The organism is Microbacterium hanjuni (genome assembly GCF_043556395.1).
In the GTDB taxonomy this organism is placed as follows: domain Bacteria; phylum Actinomycetota; class Actinomycetes; order Actinomycetales; family Microbacteriaceae; genus Microbacterium.
Map to the genome: position 1 here is coordinate 474,090 of NZ_JBIGIK010000002.1, position 16,108 is coordinate 490,197.

A 16,108-nucleotide genomic window follows, 5' to 3' on the forward strand; every position below is an offset into this window, starting at 1 on the left:
TCTCAGATCGAGAGCGACGGCACTGCCAGCAGTGCCACCAGCACGACGGTGAGCGCCGCGAGAAGTCCGATCTGCAGTGCTCTCCGGGAACGTTTCCGCGTGCGCGCATAGACGAGCCCGATGAGGGCGCCCGTCACCAGTCCGCCCAGGTGCGCCTGCCACGAGATTCCCACCGCAGCCAGTGACGCTGCGAACGATCCCGAGTTGATCGAATTGATCAACGCGAGCACGAACGGGAACGCGAAGTTGATCCCGATGAGCACGGCGATCGAGCGGATGTCCGCGCCGATGTGCCGACCGATCACCAGCAGCGCTCCGAAGAGGCCGAAGATCGCGCCCGACGCGCCCACCACCGGGGTGACCGGGGCCAGCAGCGTGACGGCGACCGACCCACCGAGCGCACTGATCACGTAGAGCGCGAGGTAGCGCCCCTTGCCCAGCAGGGGTTCAAGGAAGCGCCCCACCAACCACAGGGTGAGCATGTTCAGTGCAAGGTGGAGGAAACTGGCGTGGACGAGAGCCGCCGTCAGCACACGCCAGGGCTGCAGACCGAAACCGTACTCCGGCGTCACGAAGACGCTGCTGTAGGTGAGCGCGTTCTTGACAGCGGGACCGTAGCCCGGAATGAGGGTCACGATGTAGAACAACGCGGTCACCGCGATGATCGACAGGGTGACGACGGGTCGCCCGCTCGACACCGCGGCCACAGCCTGGGGACGACGGGCCCACCGGCGCTCGGCCTTGCGCTGCACGGGGGTTCGCGCCTTGCGTTGGTCTGCCAGGCACTCCGGGCAGATCACTCCGACAGCGGCCTGCGTCTGGCACTCGGGACAGATGGTTCGCAGGCATCGCTGGCAGAGGACGAAGCTCTGGCGATCAGGGTGCCGATAGCAGAAGTTGTCGCTGTTGCGGCGGAACTCTTCCGTACCGGACTGGCTCATACCGGGACGACGTCGATCGACGTCATGACGACCGGCTCGACGGGGCGATCGCCCGCACCGGTGGGAACGGCGGCGATCTCGTCGACGACGGCCTTCGATGCGTCATCGGCGACCTCGCCGAAGATCGTGTGCTTGCCCTGCAGCCAGGGCGTCGGGTCGGTCGTGATGAAGAACTGCGAACCGTTCGTGCCCTCCGCCTGTCCGGTGATCGCGTTGCGGCGCGAGCCCGCGTTGGCCATGGCGAGCATGTACGGCGCGGTGAAGTCGAGCTCGGGGTTGATCTCGTCGTTGAAGGTATAGCCCGGACCGCCCACACCCTGACCGAGCGGGTCGCCGCCCTGGATCATGAAGTTGGGGATGATGCGGTGGAAGATCACGTCGCTGTAGAGCGCACCCTCGCCCGGCTTGCCGGTGGCGGGATCCGTCCACGCCTGCGAACCGTCGGCCAGTCCGATGAAGTTCTGAACGGTGCGGGGGGCCTGGTCTCCGAAGAGGTTGACGACGATGTCGCCGTGGTTGGTGTGGATGGTCGCAACGGCGCTGGGAGAAGTCATGGGTACATTCTCGCAGAGTTATGTGCAAGCCCCTCCGTCCGGAGGGCGCGGTGTCTGGCAAGATGAGACGACACGTCCCATCGACAGGGAGGGCACCATCGTGAGCCTCAGCCGTAAGCGCAAGAAGGAACTCCGCAAGCTCCAGGAGCAGGCATCCAAGCTCTGGGAGTCGCAGCAGGTTCTCTTGAACGAGAGCGCCCACGTCGCCCAGGAGGCCGGTCGTCAGATCAGCCACTTCGGCCGTGAGCAGGTGGTTCCCACCGTTCAGCAGTCGTACGGCAAGTACGCCGCCCCCTACGTCGGGCGCACCGTCGAAGCATCCAAGCACCTCCTCAGCGACAAGGTCGTTCCGACGGCCGGTGCGCTCGTGGGTTCGGCGCTGTCGATCTGGGACGCTGCCGGCGAGACCCGCTCGAAGCTGGCAAGCGGACGCGGATTCTCGCTCCCGGATGCGAAGGCCTACTCGAAGAAGGCGGACAAGTACAGCAAGCAGGCCACCAAGGCGCTGTCGAAGAAGCTGGCCGTCGCGCCCAAGAACGACGGCATCGGCGCAGGAGGCGTGTTCGCGATCATCCTCGGTGCCGCGGCCGCCATCGGTGTCGCCTACGCCGCCTGGCAGACGTTGCGCGCCGACGACGAACTGTGGGTGGCCGACGACCCGCTGCGCGCCCCCGACGCGTGAGCCCAGACCCCACGGAACGTGTACGCTCGGCGGCCGCCGAGCGTGGGCTGTCCATTGATGTCCAGGAACGCCCCGCTGCCTCGAGTCTCATCGAGGCAGCGGGGCTTCTCGGTTTGGATCCGTCCGAGATCATCAAGACGCTCGTGGTGAAGCGCTCCGACGACACCTACCTCTTCGCACTCATCCCCGGTGACCGTGCCATCTCCTGGCCGAAGCTGAGGGCCGTGGTCGGCGTCAACAAGCTGAAGTTCCCCGATGCGGATTCGGCGTTGGCCGCGACCGGCTACGAGCGGGGCACGATCGTGCCCATCGGCAGCCATACCGCGTGGCCGATCTTCGCCGACGAACGCATCGTGGGCCGTCGCATCGCGATGGGCGCCGGCGCCCACGGTTACAGCCTCTTCGTCGACGCCGACGATCTCATCTCCGCCTACGGCGCGACCGTCGCCGATATCTCGGTGGAGTCCTCCGGGGCGTAGACCCCCGCCATCCGCAACGCGATGTCGACGAGCTTCACTCGGTGCAGCTCTTTTGCCTCCCCCAGGGAGAACCACTGCGCGCGGTCGGTCGAACCGTTCACCTCGTCGCGCAGGCGCCCTCCGATGACGTGGGCGCGATAGATGATGCGCAGGGCATGCAACGGGTCGGTCGCCTCGGCGCTCAGACGTTGGGTTGCGGGGATCACTCGGGAATGGATGCCGAGCAGCCCGTCGAGGGCGACGCGATACCCGGTCTCTTCCTTCACCTCGCGTCGAGCAGCATGCTCGGGGTCTTCCCCCGGTTCCAGCCCACCGCCGGGCAACGTCCATGCGGCGTGACGGCCCTCGTTCCAGTGTGCGAGGAGAACGCGGTCGCCTTCGTCGACGATGACCGCATAGGCAGCGACCCGGGTGTCCATCGCCCCACCTTACCGGCGGGCCTGCCCCCGGCCCCCGCTGTGGTAAAGCAGAAGCGGGGGGGGGGGGGGGGGAGGAGTTTGCCGCGTTGTCGCGGCCCCCGTGGGGGAAAAAGAAGAGCGCCCCCCCCCCCCCCCCCCCCCGCTTCCTGCGTTGTGGAGCCTAGGAGATTCGAACTCCTGACATCCTGCTTGCAAAGCAGGCACTCTACCAACTGAGTTAAGGCCCCGGGGCTGTTGTGGGGCTACCAGGATTTGAACCTGGGACCTCTTCATTATCAGTGAAGCGCTCTAACCAACTGAGCTATAGCCCCGTTCCGCACTGACGAACCAAGTCGTCAACCTCGAAGACTTTACCCGAACCGCGACGTTTTCACGAATCGGGCGAGGTCGTCAGTTCGAGGTGAAACCGACCAGCAGTCCGCCGGTGACCTTGACGGCGAGGTTGTAGATGCCCGCCATCACGGCGCCCATCACGGTGACCACGACCAGGTTCAAAATCGCCACGATCGCAGCGAACGCCATGACCTGCGGCAGACCCACGAACTGGCTGATCGACACGCCCCCGTCGGAGAAGCTGACGAAGAACTCGTCGATCCTGTCGATCAGGCCGATGGCCTCGATGACCATGTACACGAGGAAGAACGACACCACCGTGACAACGGCCAAAGCCACCGCTGCCAGGAACGACAGTTTCACGGCCGACCAGAAGTCGATGTAGACGAGACGGAGGCGGACCTGCTTCGCCGTGGTCTTGTGCGTCGATTTCTTGGCAAGCTTGTCGGCTACCGTGCTCATTCGTCCGTGCTTTCCTCGGGGGTCCCGGTCGGAGTCTCATCCGACGCAGGAACCGAATCTTCGGGCTCTGGAGCCTCATCGTGATCGGTGGCTTCGGCGAGTCCCCGCTCACCGTTTCGGGCGATCGCGATGATGCGATCGTCGTCGCCGGCACGGGCGAAAACGACTCCCATCGTGTCGCGACCCTTGGCAGGGACCTCGGCCACGGCAGAGCGTACCACCTTGCCGCTGGCAAGAACCACGAGGATCTCGTCGTCCGCGGAGGCGATCAGACCGCCCGCCAGGTCGCCCCGGTCATCGCTCAGGCGCGCCACCTTGATGCCGAGACCGCCTCGACTTTGCGTGCGGTACTGGTCCACCGCGGTGCGCTTCGCGTATCCGCCCTCGGTCACGACGAAGACGTAGGCATCATCGCGCACGAGCGAGGCCGACAGCAGACTGTCGTCGTCACGGAAGGACATCCCCTTCACACCCTCGGTCGCGCGTCCCATCGGACGCAGGGAATCGTCGGTCGCGGTGAAGCGCAACGACATGCCGTGGCGACTGATCAACATCACGTCATCGCCCTCGTCGGAGAGGAAGGCGCTGACGACCTCGTCGCCGTCCGGCTCGTCGGCCCCGCGCAGACGGATCGCAATGACCCCGCCCTGGCGGTTGGTGTCGTACTCGGTGAGGCGGGTCTTCTTGACCAGCCCACCACGCGTGGCGAGCACCAGGTAGGTCGCCACGTCGTAGTCGCGGATGTCGAGGATCTGGGCGATCTCCTCGTCGGGCTGCAGCGCGAGGAGGTTGGCGACGTGCTGGCCCTTCGCGTCGCGGCCGGCCTCGGGTACGTCGTAGGCCTTGGCGCGGTAGACCCGCCCCTTGTTCGTGAAGAACAACAGCCAATGGTGCGTCGTGGTGACGAAGAAGTGCTCCACGACGTCGTCTGCGCGCAGCTGAGCACCCTTGACGCCCTTGCCGCCGCGGTGCTGCGAGCGGTAGTTGTCGCTGCGGGTGCGCTTGATGTAGCCCTCACGCGTGACCGTGACCACCATCTCCTCTTCGGGGATCAGGTCTTCCACTGACATGTCGCCGTCGTAGCCGGGCAGGATCTGGGTGCGGCGGTCGTCACCGTACTTGGCGACGATCTCGGTCAGCTCGTCGCGCACGATGGCGCGTTGACGTACCGGGTCGGCGAGGATCGCCTGGAAGTCGGCGATCTGAGCCTCGAGATCGTTCGCCTCGTCGATGATCTTCTGTCGCTCGAGCGCTGCCAGTCGGCGCAGCTGCATCTGCAGGATCGCGTCGGCCTGGATGCCGTCGATCGCGAGCAGCTCGATCAGGCCGTTCTTGGCGTCATCGGCCGTCGGTGACCGACGGATGAGCGCAATGACCTCATCGAGCGCGTCGAGCGCCTTGAGAAGGCCCCGCAGGATGTGCGCCCGCTCCTCGGCCTTGCGCAGGCGGAACAGGGTGCGCCGCACGATCACTTCGATCTGGTGCGCGATCCAGTAGGTGATGAATCCGTCGAGCGGCAGGGTGCGGGGTACCCCGTCGACGATCGCGAGCATGTTGGCGCCGAAGTTGTCCTGCAGCTGCGTGTGCTTGTACAGGTTGTTCAGCACGACCTTGGCGACCGCATCGCGCTTGAGCACGATGACCAGTCGCTGACCGGTGCGATCCGAGCTCTCGTCGCGGATGTCCGCGATCCCGGTGATCTTGCCATCGCGGGCGAGGTCGCGGATCTTCACGGCGACGTTGTCGGGGTTCACCTGGTACGGCAGTTCGGTGATCACGAGGCACGTGCGGCCCTGGATCTCTTCGACGCTGACCACCGCGCGCATCGTGATGGAACCGCGGCCGGTGCGATAAGCATCCTTGATCCCCCGCGTTCCGAGGATCTGGGCGTGGGTCGGGAAGTCCGGGCCGTGGATGAGCTCAATGAGCCCCTCGAGCAGTTCTTCACGGTCGGCCTCGGGGCGATCGAGCGCCCACAGAGCACCAGCGGCGACCTCGCGCAGGTTGTGCGGGGGGATGTTGGTCGCCATGCCGACGGCGATACCCACCGAGCCGTTGACCAGCAGGTTCGGGAAGCGGGCGGGGAGCACGACCGGCTCCTGCGTCTGACCGTCGTAGTTGTCTTGGAAGTCGACGGTCTCCTCTTCGATGTCGCGCACCATCTCGAGCGCGAGCGGAGCCATCTTGGTCTCGGTGTAGCGGGGCGCGGCGGCGCCCTGGTTGCCCGGAGAACCGAAATTTCCCTGGCCGAGGGCCAGCGGGTAGCGCAGCGACCACGGCTGGACGAGACGCACGAGGGCGTCGTAGATCGGCGCGTCACCGTGGGGGTGGTACTGACCCATGACCTCGCCCACGACGCGCGCGCACTTGGAGAACGACTTGTCGGGGCGGAATCCGCCGTCGTACATGCCGTAGATCACGCGGCGGTGCACGGGCTTGAGCCCGTCGCGCACGTCGGGCAGCGCGCGACCGACGATGACGCTCATCGCATAGTCGAGGTAGCTGCGCTGCATCTCGAGCTGCAGGTCGACCTGGTCGATGCGGCCGTGGTCGTGCTCGGGGGTCGGACGTTCTTCGTCAGCCATGGGTTCTCAGTTCGTCAGTCGGCGGGCGCGGGTGAGCGCGTCAGATGTCGAGGAAGCGCACGTCTTTGGCGTTGCGCTGGATGAATCCGCGTCGGGATTCGACGTCTTCACCCATGAGCACCGAGAAGATCTCGTCGGCGGCAGCCGCATCGTCGATCGTCACCTGCAGCAGGGTGCGGGTCTGCGGGTTCATCGTCGTCTCCCACAGCTCCTTCGGGTTCATCTCGCCGAGACCCTTGTAGCGCTGAATGCCGTTGTCCTTGGGAATGCGCTTGCCCTCGGCGACACCCGCCGCGAGCAGAGCGTCGCGCTCACGATCGCTGTAGACGTACTCGTGCGGCGAGTTCGACCACTTCAACCGGTACAGCGGTGGCTGCCCGAGGTAGACGAACCCGGCTTCGATGAGCCCGCGCATGTAGCGGAACAGCAAGGTCAGCAGCAGGGTCGTGATGTGCTGGCCGTCGACATCGGCATCGGCCATCAGAACGATCTTGTGATAGCGGGCCTTCTCGATGTCGAAGTCCTCGCCGATCCCGGTACCGAAGGCCTGGATCATCGCCTGCACCTCGTTGTTGCCGAGGGCACGGTCGAGGCGCGCACGCTCGACGTTGAGGATCTTCCCGCGGAGGGCGAGGATCGCCTGGATGTGGGGGTCCCGGCCCTGCACGGCCGAGCCGCCGGCCGAGTCGCCCTCGACGAGGAAGACCTCGCTGATCTTGGGATCCTTGCTCGTGCAGTCCTTGAGCTTGTCGGGCATCGACGCCGACTCGAACACGCTCTTGCGACGTGCGGTCTCGCGCGCTTTGCGGGCAGCGAGTCGAGCGGTGTTGGCGTCGATGGCCTTGCGCACGACGTTCTTCGCCTGCACCGGATTGCGGTCGAACCAGTCGCCGAGGCGGTCGCCGACTGCCTTCTGCACGTAGGCCTTCGCTTCGGTGTTGCCGAGCTTGGTCTTGGTCTGACCCTCGAACTGCGGCTCGGCGAGCTTCACGGAGATGACGGCCGTCAGGCCTTCGCGGACGTCTTCGCCCGAGAGGTTGTCGTCCTTCTCCTTGAGCAGGTTGTTGGCCCGTGCGTACTTGTTGACCAGAGCGGTCAGCGCGGCGCGGAAGCCCTCTTCGTGCGTGCCACCCTCGTGGGTGTTGATCGTGTTCGCGAAGGTGAAGACCGTTTCGGTGTAACTCGTGGTCCACTGCATCGCCATCTCGAGGGCGATCTTGCGATCGGTGTCCTCGGATTCGAAGTCGATGATCTGGTCGTTCACGACATCGGCACGACGCACCTTGTTGAGGTATTCGACGTAGTCCACCAGACCGCGCTCGTACAGGAACGAATCGTGCGGGTGGTGGGGCGTCTCCTCGCCGTCGGCGCCCGCTTCGACCGAGATGGCCAACGGTCGCTCGTCGCGCAGGGTGATGCGCAGACCCTTGTTCAGGAACGCCATCTGCTGGAAGCGGGTGCGCAGCGTCTCGTAGTCGAAGTCGACGGTGTCGAAGATCGTCTCATCCGGCCAGAACGTGATGGTCGTGCCGGTCTCGTCGCTGGCCTCGCCCTGCACCAGCGGAGCCTCCGGCACTCCACCGCCGAGGTAGGTCTGACGCCAGACATGACCCTGGCGACGAACCTCGACCTCGAGGCGCGAGGAGAGGGCGTTGACGACGGAGGAACCCACGCCGTGCAGACCACCCGACACGGCGTAACCGCCGCCGCCGAACTTGCCACCCGCGTGCAGCACCGTCAGAACGACCTCGACGGTCGATTTCCCCTCGGTGCGGTGCATGTCGACCGGGATGCCACGGCCGTTGTCGATGACGCGCACGGCGCCGTCCTCGAGGATCGTGACTTCGATCGTGTCGCAGTACCCGGCGAGCGCTTCATCGACGGAGTTGTCGACGATCTCGTAGACGAGGTGGTGGAGGCCGCGCTCGCCCGTGGAGCCGATGTACATACCGGGGCGCTTGCGTACCGCCTCGAGGCCCTCGAGTACCTGGATCTCGTCTGCACCGTAGTCGTTGTGCACCCGCTCGGCGGGTCGGGATTCGGGTTCTTCGGGGACGCTGTCGGGATTGTCGGACGTCATAGGTTCAGCGCGCTCCACATCGGTCAACGGGGTCGATCCCATTCTACCTGGTGCGCGCTCATCTCGGAGCCTGTACGCCCCTGTGGCGCGATGAAAATCCGCGGGCTAGTTCCGGACGTCGGTTACCCGTAGGTATCGCGCGGACCACGGCCCTGAATGGCTCTGGGGCCCCATTTCCAGGAGGGGACGTCCGGGCCGATGAACCGGATGCTGTCGACCCCCGCCTCCGGGAAGCGTCGAACGATCTCCGAGAGGATGTGCGCACGCATGAGTTGCAGCTGCTTCGCCCAGGCCGTGGAATCGGCCTGCACCGTCAGCATCCCCGCGTCGAGCGCCACCGGGCGGGTGTGCTGGGCGGTGTCGGCGCCGGCGACTTCGTCCCACGTTCGCACGAGGTCCTCCCGCGCGAGGGCGGAGTTCCACCCCGCGGTGCGGGTGAGGTCGGCCAGCACGTCCCCGACGCCGCGCGGGTCGCGCCCGGCGGTGAACGGCACGTTCACGTCGTCGGTGGTCTTCTGTCGCCGACGTCGCCGGTGGTAGGGCGAGGGCTCGAGACCGCGGAGACGCAGGTAGGTGGCCATGGTCTCGGGGAGTTCTGCCTCGTCATTCATCGACGGCCTCCACGATGCGGCCGCCGTCCACGCGCACGAGACGTGCCCGCAATGCTTCGGGCACGTCTTCTTCCACCGCCGAGGTCACGATGACCTGCTCGTACCCGCTCGCCACGGCGGCCAGACGTTCTCGTCGCCCGGCATCGAGTTCGGCGAAGACGTCGTCGAGGATGAGGACGGGGTCGCCGAGCCGGGACTCCGCGCGTAGCAACTCCGCGGAGGCGAGCCGGAGGGCGAGGGCGACCGACCATGATTCCCCATGGGAGGCGTATCCCTTGACCGGCAGTCCCCGCACGCGCAGCACCAGATCATCACGGTGCGGACCGACGAGCGTGATGCCGCGTTCGAGCTCGGCGCTCCGCCGAGCGGCGAGAGCGGCGCGGAACTGGTCGGCAAGCGATCCCGCGGCCGAATCCGCCGAATCGCCCGTTTCGTCGTCTTCTGGGTCGCTCCCGCGCACCGACAGCGCCCAGTCCAACCGCGGTTCGTGATCGGCGCCGGCGATCGCCGCGTAAGCGTGCGACACCGGTTCGGCGAGATCGTTCGCGAGCGCCAGCCGCGCCTCGATGACCTCGGTACCGAGTGAAACGAGCTTGTCGTCCCAGACGTCGAGGGTCGATAAGGCGTCACCGCGCACCCCCCGCGCTCGCGCCGATTTGAGCAGCGCGTTGCGCTGGCGCAGCACTCGGTCGTAGTCGCCCAGCACGCCCGAGAGGCGTGGCGACCGCTGCACGAGCAACTGATCGGCGAATCTGCGTCGTGCGGAGGGATCGCTGCGCACGATCTGCAGATCTTCCGGAGCGAAGAGCACCGCTTGGGCATAGCGCGGGAGTTCAGCGGGTTTCACGCTCGCACCGTTGACGCGGGCCTTATTGGCACCCTGGCGATTGAGCTGCAACTCCAGCAGCACCCGTCGCTCCCCGTGAGCGAGACGAGCGCGGACGATCGCGGCATCCTGGCCGTCTCTCACCATCGGAGCGTCGGTGGAGACGCGATGAGATCCCAAGGTGGCGAGGTAGGCGATCGCTTCGACCAGGTTCGTCTTTCCCTGCCCGTTGCGACCGACGAACACGTTGGCACCGGGTGCGAGCTCGACGTCGGCCACCGCATAATTGCGGAAGTCGACGAGGCTGAGCTGCTCCACGATCACCGGGTCAGACTACCCGCGGCCCCGGACGTCAGCGCAGGAGCAGATTGGGCTGCAGGAGGTACTTGAACGTTCCCTCGCCGCCCGAAGTCTGCGGCGTCACGAGCACGGGGCTGAGCTTGTTGGCGTTCTCGCTCGAGGTGAAGGTGACCCGCGCGAACTCGCTGCGCACCGCGCCGAGCGACTCGAGCAGATACTGCGGGTTCAGCCCGAGGGTGACCTCTTCGCCGGCGAGGGTGGCGTCGACGGACTCCGAAGCGCGCGCCTGCTCGGTGCCGGAAGCATCCATCGAGACACTGTCGGCCGAGAACGTGAAACGCAGCGGTGCAGAGCGGTCGAGCACGAGCGCGACGCGTCGGACGGCCTCGGCGAGTTCAGCCGTGTTGACGACGGCGTGATGCTCGGTCGCGGCGGGGAACAGTCGTCGCACCGGCGGGAAATTGCCCTTGATCAACAGCGACGTCACCGTCTTGTTGCCGGCCGTGAAAGCGATGATCTCCCGATCGCCCGAGCCTGAGAAGGCGATCGAGATGTCTCCGCCGTGGGCGAAGGTCTTGCCGACCTCCTGCAGGGTGCGAGCGGGGACAAGAGCGGTGGTGGGTTCGTCGGATGCGGTCGAACCACCGTCCCAGGGGATCTCGCGCAGGGCGACGCGATAACGGTCGGTCGCGACGAGGCTGAGGGTCGTGCCCGAGACCTCGAGCTGTACGCCGGTGAGAACGGGTGTCACGTCGTCGCGGGATGCCGCGAATGCCACCTGCGCGATCGCCGTGGCGAAGTCTTCGGCGGGCACCAGCCCCGACTCCCCTGAGACCTCGGGGATCGCGGGGTACTCCTGGACGGGCATGGAGGCCAGCGTGAAACGCGCCGAGCCGCAGCTCAGCAGGATCCCACCGTCGTCATCGACGGAGATCTCGATCGGAGCGTTCGGCAGCCGGCTCGCGATCTCGGAGAGCAGCCGGCCGTGCACGAGGATCGTGCCGGGCTGATCGACCGTGGCCTCGATCGTGGTGCGGGCGGATGCTTCGTAGTCGAACGCGGCGAGGGAAAGCCCCGCTTCGCTCGCTTCGATCAGCACACCCGCCAGGATCGGCTGCGGATTGCGCTGCGGAAGCAGCTTGACGACGAACGACACAGCTTCGCTGAACACATCACGATTGACGTGGAATTTCACGGGCGCTCCCTCGACGTCGGGTCTGGCGTACTCATGCTAGTGCCCGCTTCGCCGGGAACTTGTAAGCGCATGTTTCTCGTAAAGGTGATCGAACGGGATCTTCATTAGGGAAATGTTCTTCATCTTGTTAACAGCTGTGGAATCTGTGGATAAGTCTGGGGATGCCAGCGGCGGCCTGGGAACTACAAGCGTGTGAGATGTGGAGCCGCTGCGGAAAGCGTGCGGGAAGTTTCTCGGGCGGCCGACCTCGTTCGGACGATCGTCCACAGCGGAGCGTGATTCCCTCACAGGCGAACAGGTCGGAATCCGAAGTTATCCACACGTTTTCCACATGTGCAGAACGCCGAATCATGGCGTCTCGGGCGGGGATTGTCAAACACGAATGCGCGCCGAATGCCGCCCCGAAGGGACCGCGGAGTGAGAAGACTCAGCGACGGCCGAGGAGCGTGGTGATCTCGGAGACCTGGTTGTAGATGGAGCGTCGCTCCTTCATCAGGTCGCTGATCTTCTTGTAGGCGTACATGACGGTGGTGTGGTCGCGGTTGCCGAACAGCTGCCCGATCTTGGGCAGTGACAGGCTGGTCCGCTCCCGGCAGAGGTACATCGCGATCTGCCGCGCCGTGGCGATGGCCTGGGAGCGCGAAGACCCGTACAGGTCGTCGACGGACAGTTTGAAATACTGCGCGGTCGCGGTGATGATGTCGGTCGGCGAGACGACGTTCGTGTCGTCCTGATCGATGATGTCGCGCAGGACCGTCTGGGCCAGTGACATGTCGAGGGTGGAGCGGTTGAGGCTGGCGAAGGCCGAGACGCGGATCAGAGCGCCCTCCAGCTCGCGGATGTTGGAGGAGACCACCGTGGCGATGTACTCCAGCACCTCATCGGGGATCTGCAGCCGCTCGCTCTGCGCCTTCTTCCGCAGGATCGCGATGCGGGTTTCGAGGTCGGGGGCCTGAACGTCGGTGATCAGGCCCCACTCGAACCGGCTCCGCATCCGATCCTCGAAGCCGGTGAGGTGTTTGGGAGGCACGTCGCTCGTGATCACGACCTGCTTGTCGTGATCGTGCAACGTATTGAAGGTGTGGAAGAAGGCTTCCTGCGTCTCCGCACGGCCCTGGAGGAATTGGATGTCGTCGATGAGGAGGATGTCGACGTCGCGGTATCGGGCCTGGAACGCCGAGCCGCGGTTGTTCACGATCGAGTTGATGAAGTCGTTCGTGAACTCCTCGCTCGAGACGTAACGCACGCGGATGCCGGCATACATGCTGACGGCGTAGTCCCCGATGGCGTGCAGCAGGTGCGTCTTGCCGAGTCCGGAATCGCCGTAGATGAAGAGTGGGTTGTAGGCCTTCGCCGGAGCCTCGGCCACGGCGACCGCTGCCGCGTGGGCGAAACGGTTCGACTGCCCGATCACGAAGTTGTCGAAGGTGTACTTCGGGTTCAGCCGGGTGTCGTTGCGTGACGCGGGTGACGACGACTCGGAGGTGTCTGCGACGTTCGGGCGGATCGAGCTGGGCGCGGGCATCGCTGCGCGCTCCCGCTCACGCTCGCGATCGCGCTCCGCTTCGTGCGTGGCCGGAGAGGAGATGTGGACATCGATGAGGTCGGGGTTCACGGCGACGCGGAAGGAGGACGCCGGTTCGTCGGAGTCGACCTTCGTCAGTGCCTCGAGCAGTGGCAGGCGCAGGCGCTTGTTGATCTGCGCCGCGGTGAGGTCGTTGGGAACATCGAGGTAGAGCACCCCGGCGTACACACCGCTCGGCACGACGAGATTCAGGAAGCCGCGCAGTTGCGGGGTGACACGGTCGTCCTCGTCGAGTTTGTCGAGCACGGTGGCCCAGAGCGGGACGTCGGAGACATCGTTGGGTGCCATCGTTCCCCCGGAAGATTCGGCGCGTCGCAGATCGACGGGAGAGCGTCGAACCTGTGGATAACTTTCGGAGCCACGTTAGTCAGCGGTCGTCTCGAGAGCAAAACCCACTGTAGAACCGGCCCGCGTGTCATTGCCAGGGCTCGGTGCGGGGATTGGGGATAATCTGCGTTTGCTGTGCGGGTTTGAGTTCGCGCGCTGGGAGACGTAACCTTAGTCGGTTGACTTACGCCCTCGCGGCAGTCCCACCATCTCTGCCCGGAAGAGCGCCCGGGCGTTCACCGATCCCGGAGTGATCTCATGACCAAGCGTACTTTCCAGCCCAACAACCGTCGTCGTGCCAAGAAGCACGGCTTCCGTGCCCGCATGCACACGCGCGCCGGTCGCGCCATCCTCTCGGCTCGTCGCGCCAAGGGGCGCACCGAGCTCTCGGCCTGACCCCCACCAGTGCTCGCGAAGCCGAACCGACTCACCCGCGGATCGGACTATAAAGCCATCGTCCGACGCGGTGTTCGTTGTGCGGCCACGCACACCGTCACCTACGTCGGCACGGGTGTCGAGCATGCGCCGACGCGGTTCGGCTTCATCGTCAGCAAGCAAGTGGGTTCTGCCGTCGTCCGCAACACCGTGCGCCGCCGCTTGAAGGCGGTCTGCGCCGAGATGCTTCCCGAGGTGCGCCCCGGCGCTGATGTCGTCATCCGTGCCCTCCCGGGCGCGTCGACCGCCGATTTCGGAATGCTGCGCGACGAGGTCGCTCGCTGTCTGAGGCGGAAAGCCGCATGAGCGCTTCGACGCTTCCGACGTCGGCCACGGGGCCGGCGCACCTCGAAGCATCCACTCTTCTCTCTTCCGTCCCCCTGATTCCCCGCAACACCGCGCTCGCGGCGTTGCACGGCTATCGGGCGACGATCTCCCACGTCTATGGCGACGTGTGCAAGTACTACCCCTCGTGTTCGGCCTATGCGGTCGGTGCTGTTCAGCAGCACGGGGTTGTGAAGGGCGTGGCTCTGGCGGCCGCGCGACTCGCCCGATGCCACCCCTGGGCTCAGGGTGGAATCGACGACGTGCCGCCACACCGTGCTTTCCGTCATGAGCTCACCCCGCACGGCTTCGTCGTGCCCCCCCGAAAGGATTGATCCGTGCCGGATCTGATTGGAACCATCCTCTGGCCGCTGAAGTGGCTGGTCGAGCTCGTGCTGGTCGCCTGGCACTCCCTCTTCACCCTCATCGGTCTGCCCGCGGCAGCCGGTATCACCTGGGTGCTCGCGATCGTCGGTCTCGTCATCGTCGTGCGCGCGGCGATGATCCCCCTCTTCGTGAGGCAGATCAAGAGCCAGCGAAAGATGATGGAAATCGCCCCTGAACTGCGAAAAGTTCAGGAGAAGTACCGCGGCAAGAAGGATCAGCTGTCGCGGGAGGCGATGAGCCGCGAGACGATGGCGCTGTACAAGAAGCATGGCACCACCCCCGTGTCGAGCTGTCTTCCGCTGCTCGTGCAGATGCCGGTGTTCTTCGCCCTGTTCAGCGTGCTGAACGATGTGACCAAGCACCAGGCTGCCGGGATCGGTGGCGTCGGGCTGCTCGACGCCAACCTCACGCAGGAGTTCTTCGACGCGCGCCTGTTCGACGTCGCCTCGATGCACGTGAACCTCGTGACCGCGTGGGGTCAGCCGGACGGCATGGTGACCGTGATCATCCTGCTCATCCTCGTCGTGCTGATGATCGCTTCGCAGTTCTTCACCCAGCTGCAGATCATTTCCAAGAACCTCTCCCCCGAAGCCAAGACCGGCCAGGCCTACCAGATGCAGCGGATCATGCTGTTCATCCTTCCGCTGGGCTTCATCTTCTCCGGTGTGTTCTTCCCGCTGGGTGTCGTCATCTACTGGTTCACGAGCAACCTGTGGACGATGGTGCAGCAGTTCATCGTCATCCGTGAGATGCCGACTCCGGGTTCCGAGGCGGCACAGGCGCGAGAAGAACGTCTTGCTCGCAAGGGCAAGGCCATCGATGCCAGCGGCAAGGTCGTCCCCCTGGAGAAGTACCAGGCCGAGCAGCAGCGCTTGCTCGAAGAAGCCGAACGCGCTCGCGCGGCGGCTCCCAAGCGGCAGCAGCCGGTGGGCAAGCAGCGGTCGAAGAAGCAGACCGGCAAGGGCGGCGCGACGCGTCCGTTGAACGGTTCGGCGAGCGGCGATGCGCCCGGCGCCTTGCCCGACGCTCCCCCGGCCCGCTGACCCCACCTCACTCCTGAAAGACGATCATGACGACTTCTGAGCAGACCGACGCCCGGATCACTCCCACCGACGCGCAGCTGGAGCAAGAGGGTGACGCGGCAGCCGATTACCTCGAGGGACTGCTCGACATCGCCGACATCGACGGTGATCTCGCCTTGGACGTGCGTGGAGGGCGTGCGTACGTGTCGGTTGAGACGGAAGCGGCAGGATCCCTCGGGCGACTGGCGGATCCCGACACGGTTCAAGCCCTGCAAGAGCTGACACGTCTCGCCGTGCAGAGCACGACCGGCCGGTTCTCCCGCCTGATCCTCGACATCGGCGGATCACGCGATGCTCGCCAGCGCGAGCTGGAGGTCCTCGTCGACCGCGCCATCGAACGTTTGGAAGAGGGCGCTTCGCAAGCATCCCTGCCGGCGATGTCGAGCTACGAGCGCAAGCTCATCCACGACATCGCGGCCGACCGCGGGTTCTCCTCGGAGTCCTTCGGTGAGGGCGCTGAGCGCCACCCCGTGATCCGCCGGGCTTGAGTGTTTCACGTGA

17 protein-coding genes and 2 tRNA genes are annotated in these 16,108 nt (G+C 65.6%); 7 read left to right on the forward strand and 12 right to left on the reverse strand.

The window, feature by feature from the left end; all coding sequences use genetic code 11:
- Positions 1-2: 2 nt before the first annotated feature.
- Both ACFXP5_RS09930 and ACFXP5_RS09935 read right to left on the reverse strand, forming a co-directional pair.
- Positions 3-941, reverse strand: a complete 939-nt coding sequence (locus tag ACFXP5_RS09930; RefSeq protein ID WP_394544505.1) for a rhomboid family intramembrane serine protease — start codon at positions 939-941, stop codon at positions 3-5.
- Entirely contained in the window at positions 938-1,495 is a 558-nt protein-coding gene (locus ACFXP5_RS09935; protein WP_394528100.1) for a peptidylprolyl isomerase, read from the reverse strand. The genes ACFXP5_RS09930 and ACFXP5_RS09935 overlap by 4 nt, the downstream gene beginning before the upstream one ends.
- Before the next feature lie 100 nt (positions 1,496-1,595).
- On the opposite strand from ACFXP5_RS09935, the gene ACFXP5_RS09940 reads away from it, so the two are divergent.
- Together ACFXP5_RS09940 and ACFXP5_RS09945 are read left to right on the forward strand one after the other, a co-directional pair.
- On the forward strand, positions 1,596-2,177 hold the full coding sequence (locus tag ACFXP5_RS09940) for a DNA helicase (protein WP_394528101.1): 582 nt from the start codon (positions 1,596-1,598) through the stop codon (positions 2,175-2,177).
- 47 nt (positions 2,178-2,224) lie between these two features.
- Positions 2,225-2,656 (forward strand): aminoacyl-tRNA deacylase, encoded by a 432-nt coding sequence (locus ACFXP5_RS09945; protein WP_394544820.1) that lies wholly within the window; start codon positions 2,225-2,227, stop codon positions 2,654-2,656.
- On the opposite strand, the gene ACFXP5_RS09950 is transcribed toward ACFXP5_RS09945, so the two are convergent.
- From ACFXP5_RS09950 to dnaA, 10 genes are all read right to left on the reverse strand, one after another.
- The gene (locus ACFXP5_RS09950) at positions 2,608-3,075 is read right to left on the reverse strand and encodes an NUDIX hydrolase (RefSeq protein WP_394528103.1); all 468 of its coding nucleotides are present in this window, start codon (positions 3,073-3,075) and stop codon (positions 2,608-2,610) included. The two genes, ACFXP5_RS09945 and ACFXP5_RS09950, sit on opposite strands and share 49 nt — an antisense overlap.
- A 154-nt stretch (positions 3,076-3,229) precedes the next feature.
- Positions 3,230-3,302: transfer RNA gene (locus tag ACFXP5_RS09955), tRNA-Ala, on the reverse strand.
- Positions 3,303-3,312: 10 nt separating this feature from the next.
- A tRNA-Ile gene (locus ACFXP5_RS09960) sits at positions 3,313-3,386 on the reverse strand.
- Positions 3,387-3,465: 79 nt separating this feature from the next.
- Positions 3,466-3,870, reverse strand: coding sequence for a DUF3566 domain-containing protein (locus ACFXP5_RS09965; protein WP_394528121.1), 405 nt, complete (start codon positions 3,868-3,870; stop codon positions 3,466-3,468).
- Complete coding sequence (gyrA, locus tag ACFXP5_RS09970) at positions 3,867-6,455, reverse strand: DNA gyrase subunit A (RefSeq protein ID WP_394544506.1); 2,589 nt, start codon at positions 6,453-6,455, stop codon at positions 3,867-3,869. The genes ACFXP5_RS09965 and gyrA overlap by 4 nt, the downstream gene beginning before the upstream one ends.
- Before the next feature lie 40 nt (positions 6,456-6,495).
- A complete protein-coding gene (gene gyrB / locus ACFXP5_RS09975) occupies positions 6,496-8,535 on the reverse strand; it encodes a DNA topoisomerase (ATP-hydrolyzing) subunit B (RefSeq protein WP_394528123.1) in 2,040 nt (679 codons plus the stop codon).
- Between the two features lie 122 nt (positions 8,536-8,657).
- Complete coding sequence (locus ACFXP5_RS09980; RefSeq protein ID WP_394528124.1) at positions 8,658-9,146, reverse strand: DciA family protein; 489 nt, start codon at positions 9,144-9,146, stop codon at positions 8,658-8,660.
- A complete protein-coding gene (gene recF, locus ACFXP5_RS09985; protein WP_394528125.1) occupies positions 9,139-10,296 on the reverse strand; it encodes a DNA replication/repair protein RecF in 1,158 nt (385 codons plus the stop codon). The genes ACFXP5_RS09980 and recF overlap by 8 nt, the downstream gene beginning before the upstream one ends.
- Positions 10,297-10,324: 28 nt before the next feature.
- Positions 10,325-11,467, reverse strand: coding sequence for a DNA polymerase III subunit beta (dnaN, locus tag ACFXP5_RS09990; protein WP_394544507.1), 1,143 nt, complete (start codon positions 11,465-11,467; stop codon positions 10,325-10,327).
- 427 nt (positions 11,468-11,894) lie between these two features.
- Positions 11,895-13,340, reverse strand: a complete 1,446-nt coding sequence (gene dnaA, locus ACFXP5_RS09995) for a chromosomal replication initiator protein DnaA (protein ID WP_394528127.1) — start codon at positions 13,338-13,340, stop codon at positions 11,895-11,897.
- 297 nt (positions 13,341-13,637) lie between these two features.
- Between dnaA and rpmH the strand changes: the two genes are divergently transcribed.
- From rpmH to ACFXP5_RS10020, 5 genes are read left to right on the forward strand one after another with little or no spacing between them, the layout of a single operon-like run.
- Positions 13,638-13,775 carry a 50S ribosomal protein L34 gene (gene rpmH / locus ACFXP5_RS10000; RefSeq protein ID WP_394528128.1) on the forward strand — a complete coding sequence of 46 codons (138 nt, stop codon included), beginning with the start codon at positions 13,638-13,640 and terminating at the stop codon, positions 13,773-13,775.
- A gap of 9 nt (positions 13,776-13,784) precedes the next feature.
- Positions 13,785-14,120, forward strand: coding sequence for a ribonuclease P protein component (gene rnpA, locus ACFXP5_RS10005; RefSeq protein ID WP_394544508.1), 336 nt, complete (start codon positions 13,785-13,787; stop codon positions 14,118-14,120).
- Positions 14,117-14,473: a membrane protein insertion efficiency factor YidD gene (gene yidD, locus ACFXP5_RS10010; RefSeq protein WP_394528130.1), complete on the forward strand. Its 357-nt coding sequence runs from the start codon at positions 14,117-14,119 to the stop codon at positions 14,471-14,473. Before rnpA ends, yidD begins: the two co-directional genes overlap by 4 nt.
- Positions 14,474-14,476: 3 nt before the next feature.
- Complete coding sequence (gene yidC, locus ACFXP5_RS10015; RefSeq protein ID WP_394544509.1) at positions 14,477-15,568, forward strand: membrane protein insertase YidC; 1,092 nt, start codon at positions 14,477-14,479, stop codon at positions 15,566-15,568.
- 26 nt (positions 15,569-15,594) lie between these two features.
- Positions 15,595-16,095, forward strand: coding sequence for a Jag family protein (locus tag ACFXP5_RS10020; RefSeq protein ID WP_394544510.1), 501 nt, complete (start codon positions 15,595-15,597; stop codon positions 16,093-16,095).
- The last annotated feature ends 13 nt before the right edge of the window (positions 16,096-16,108 follow it).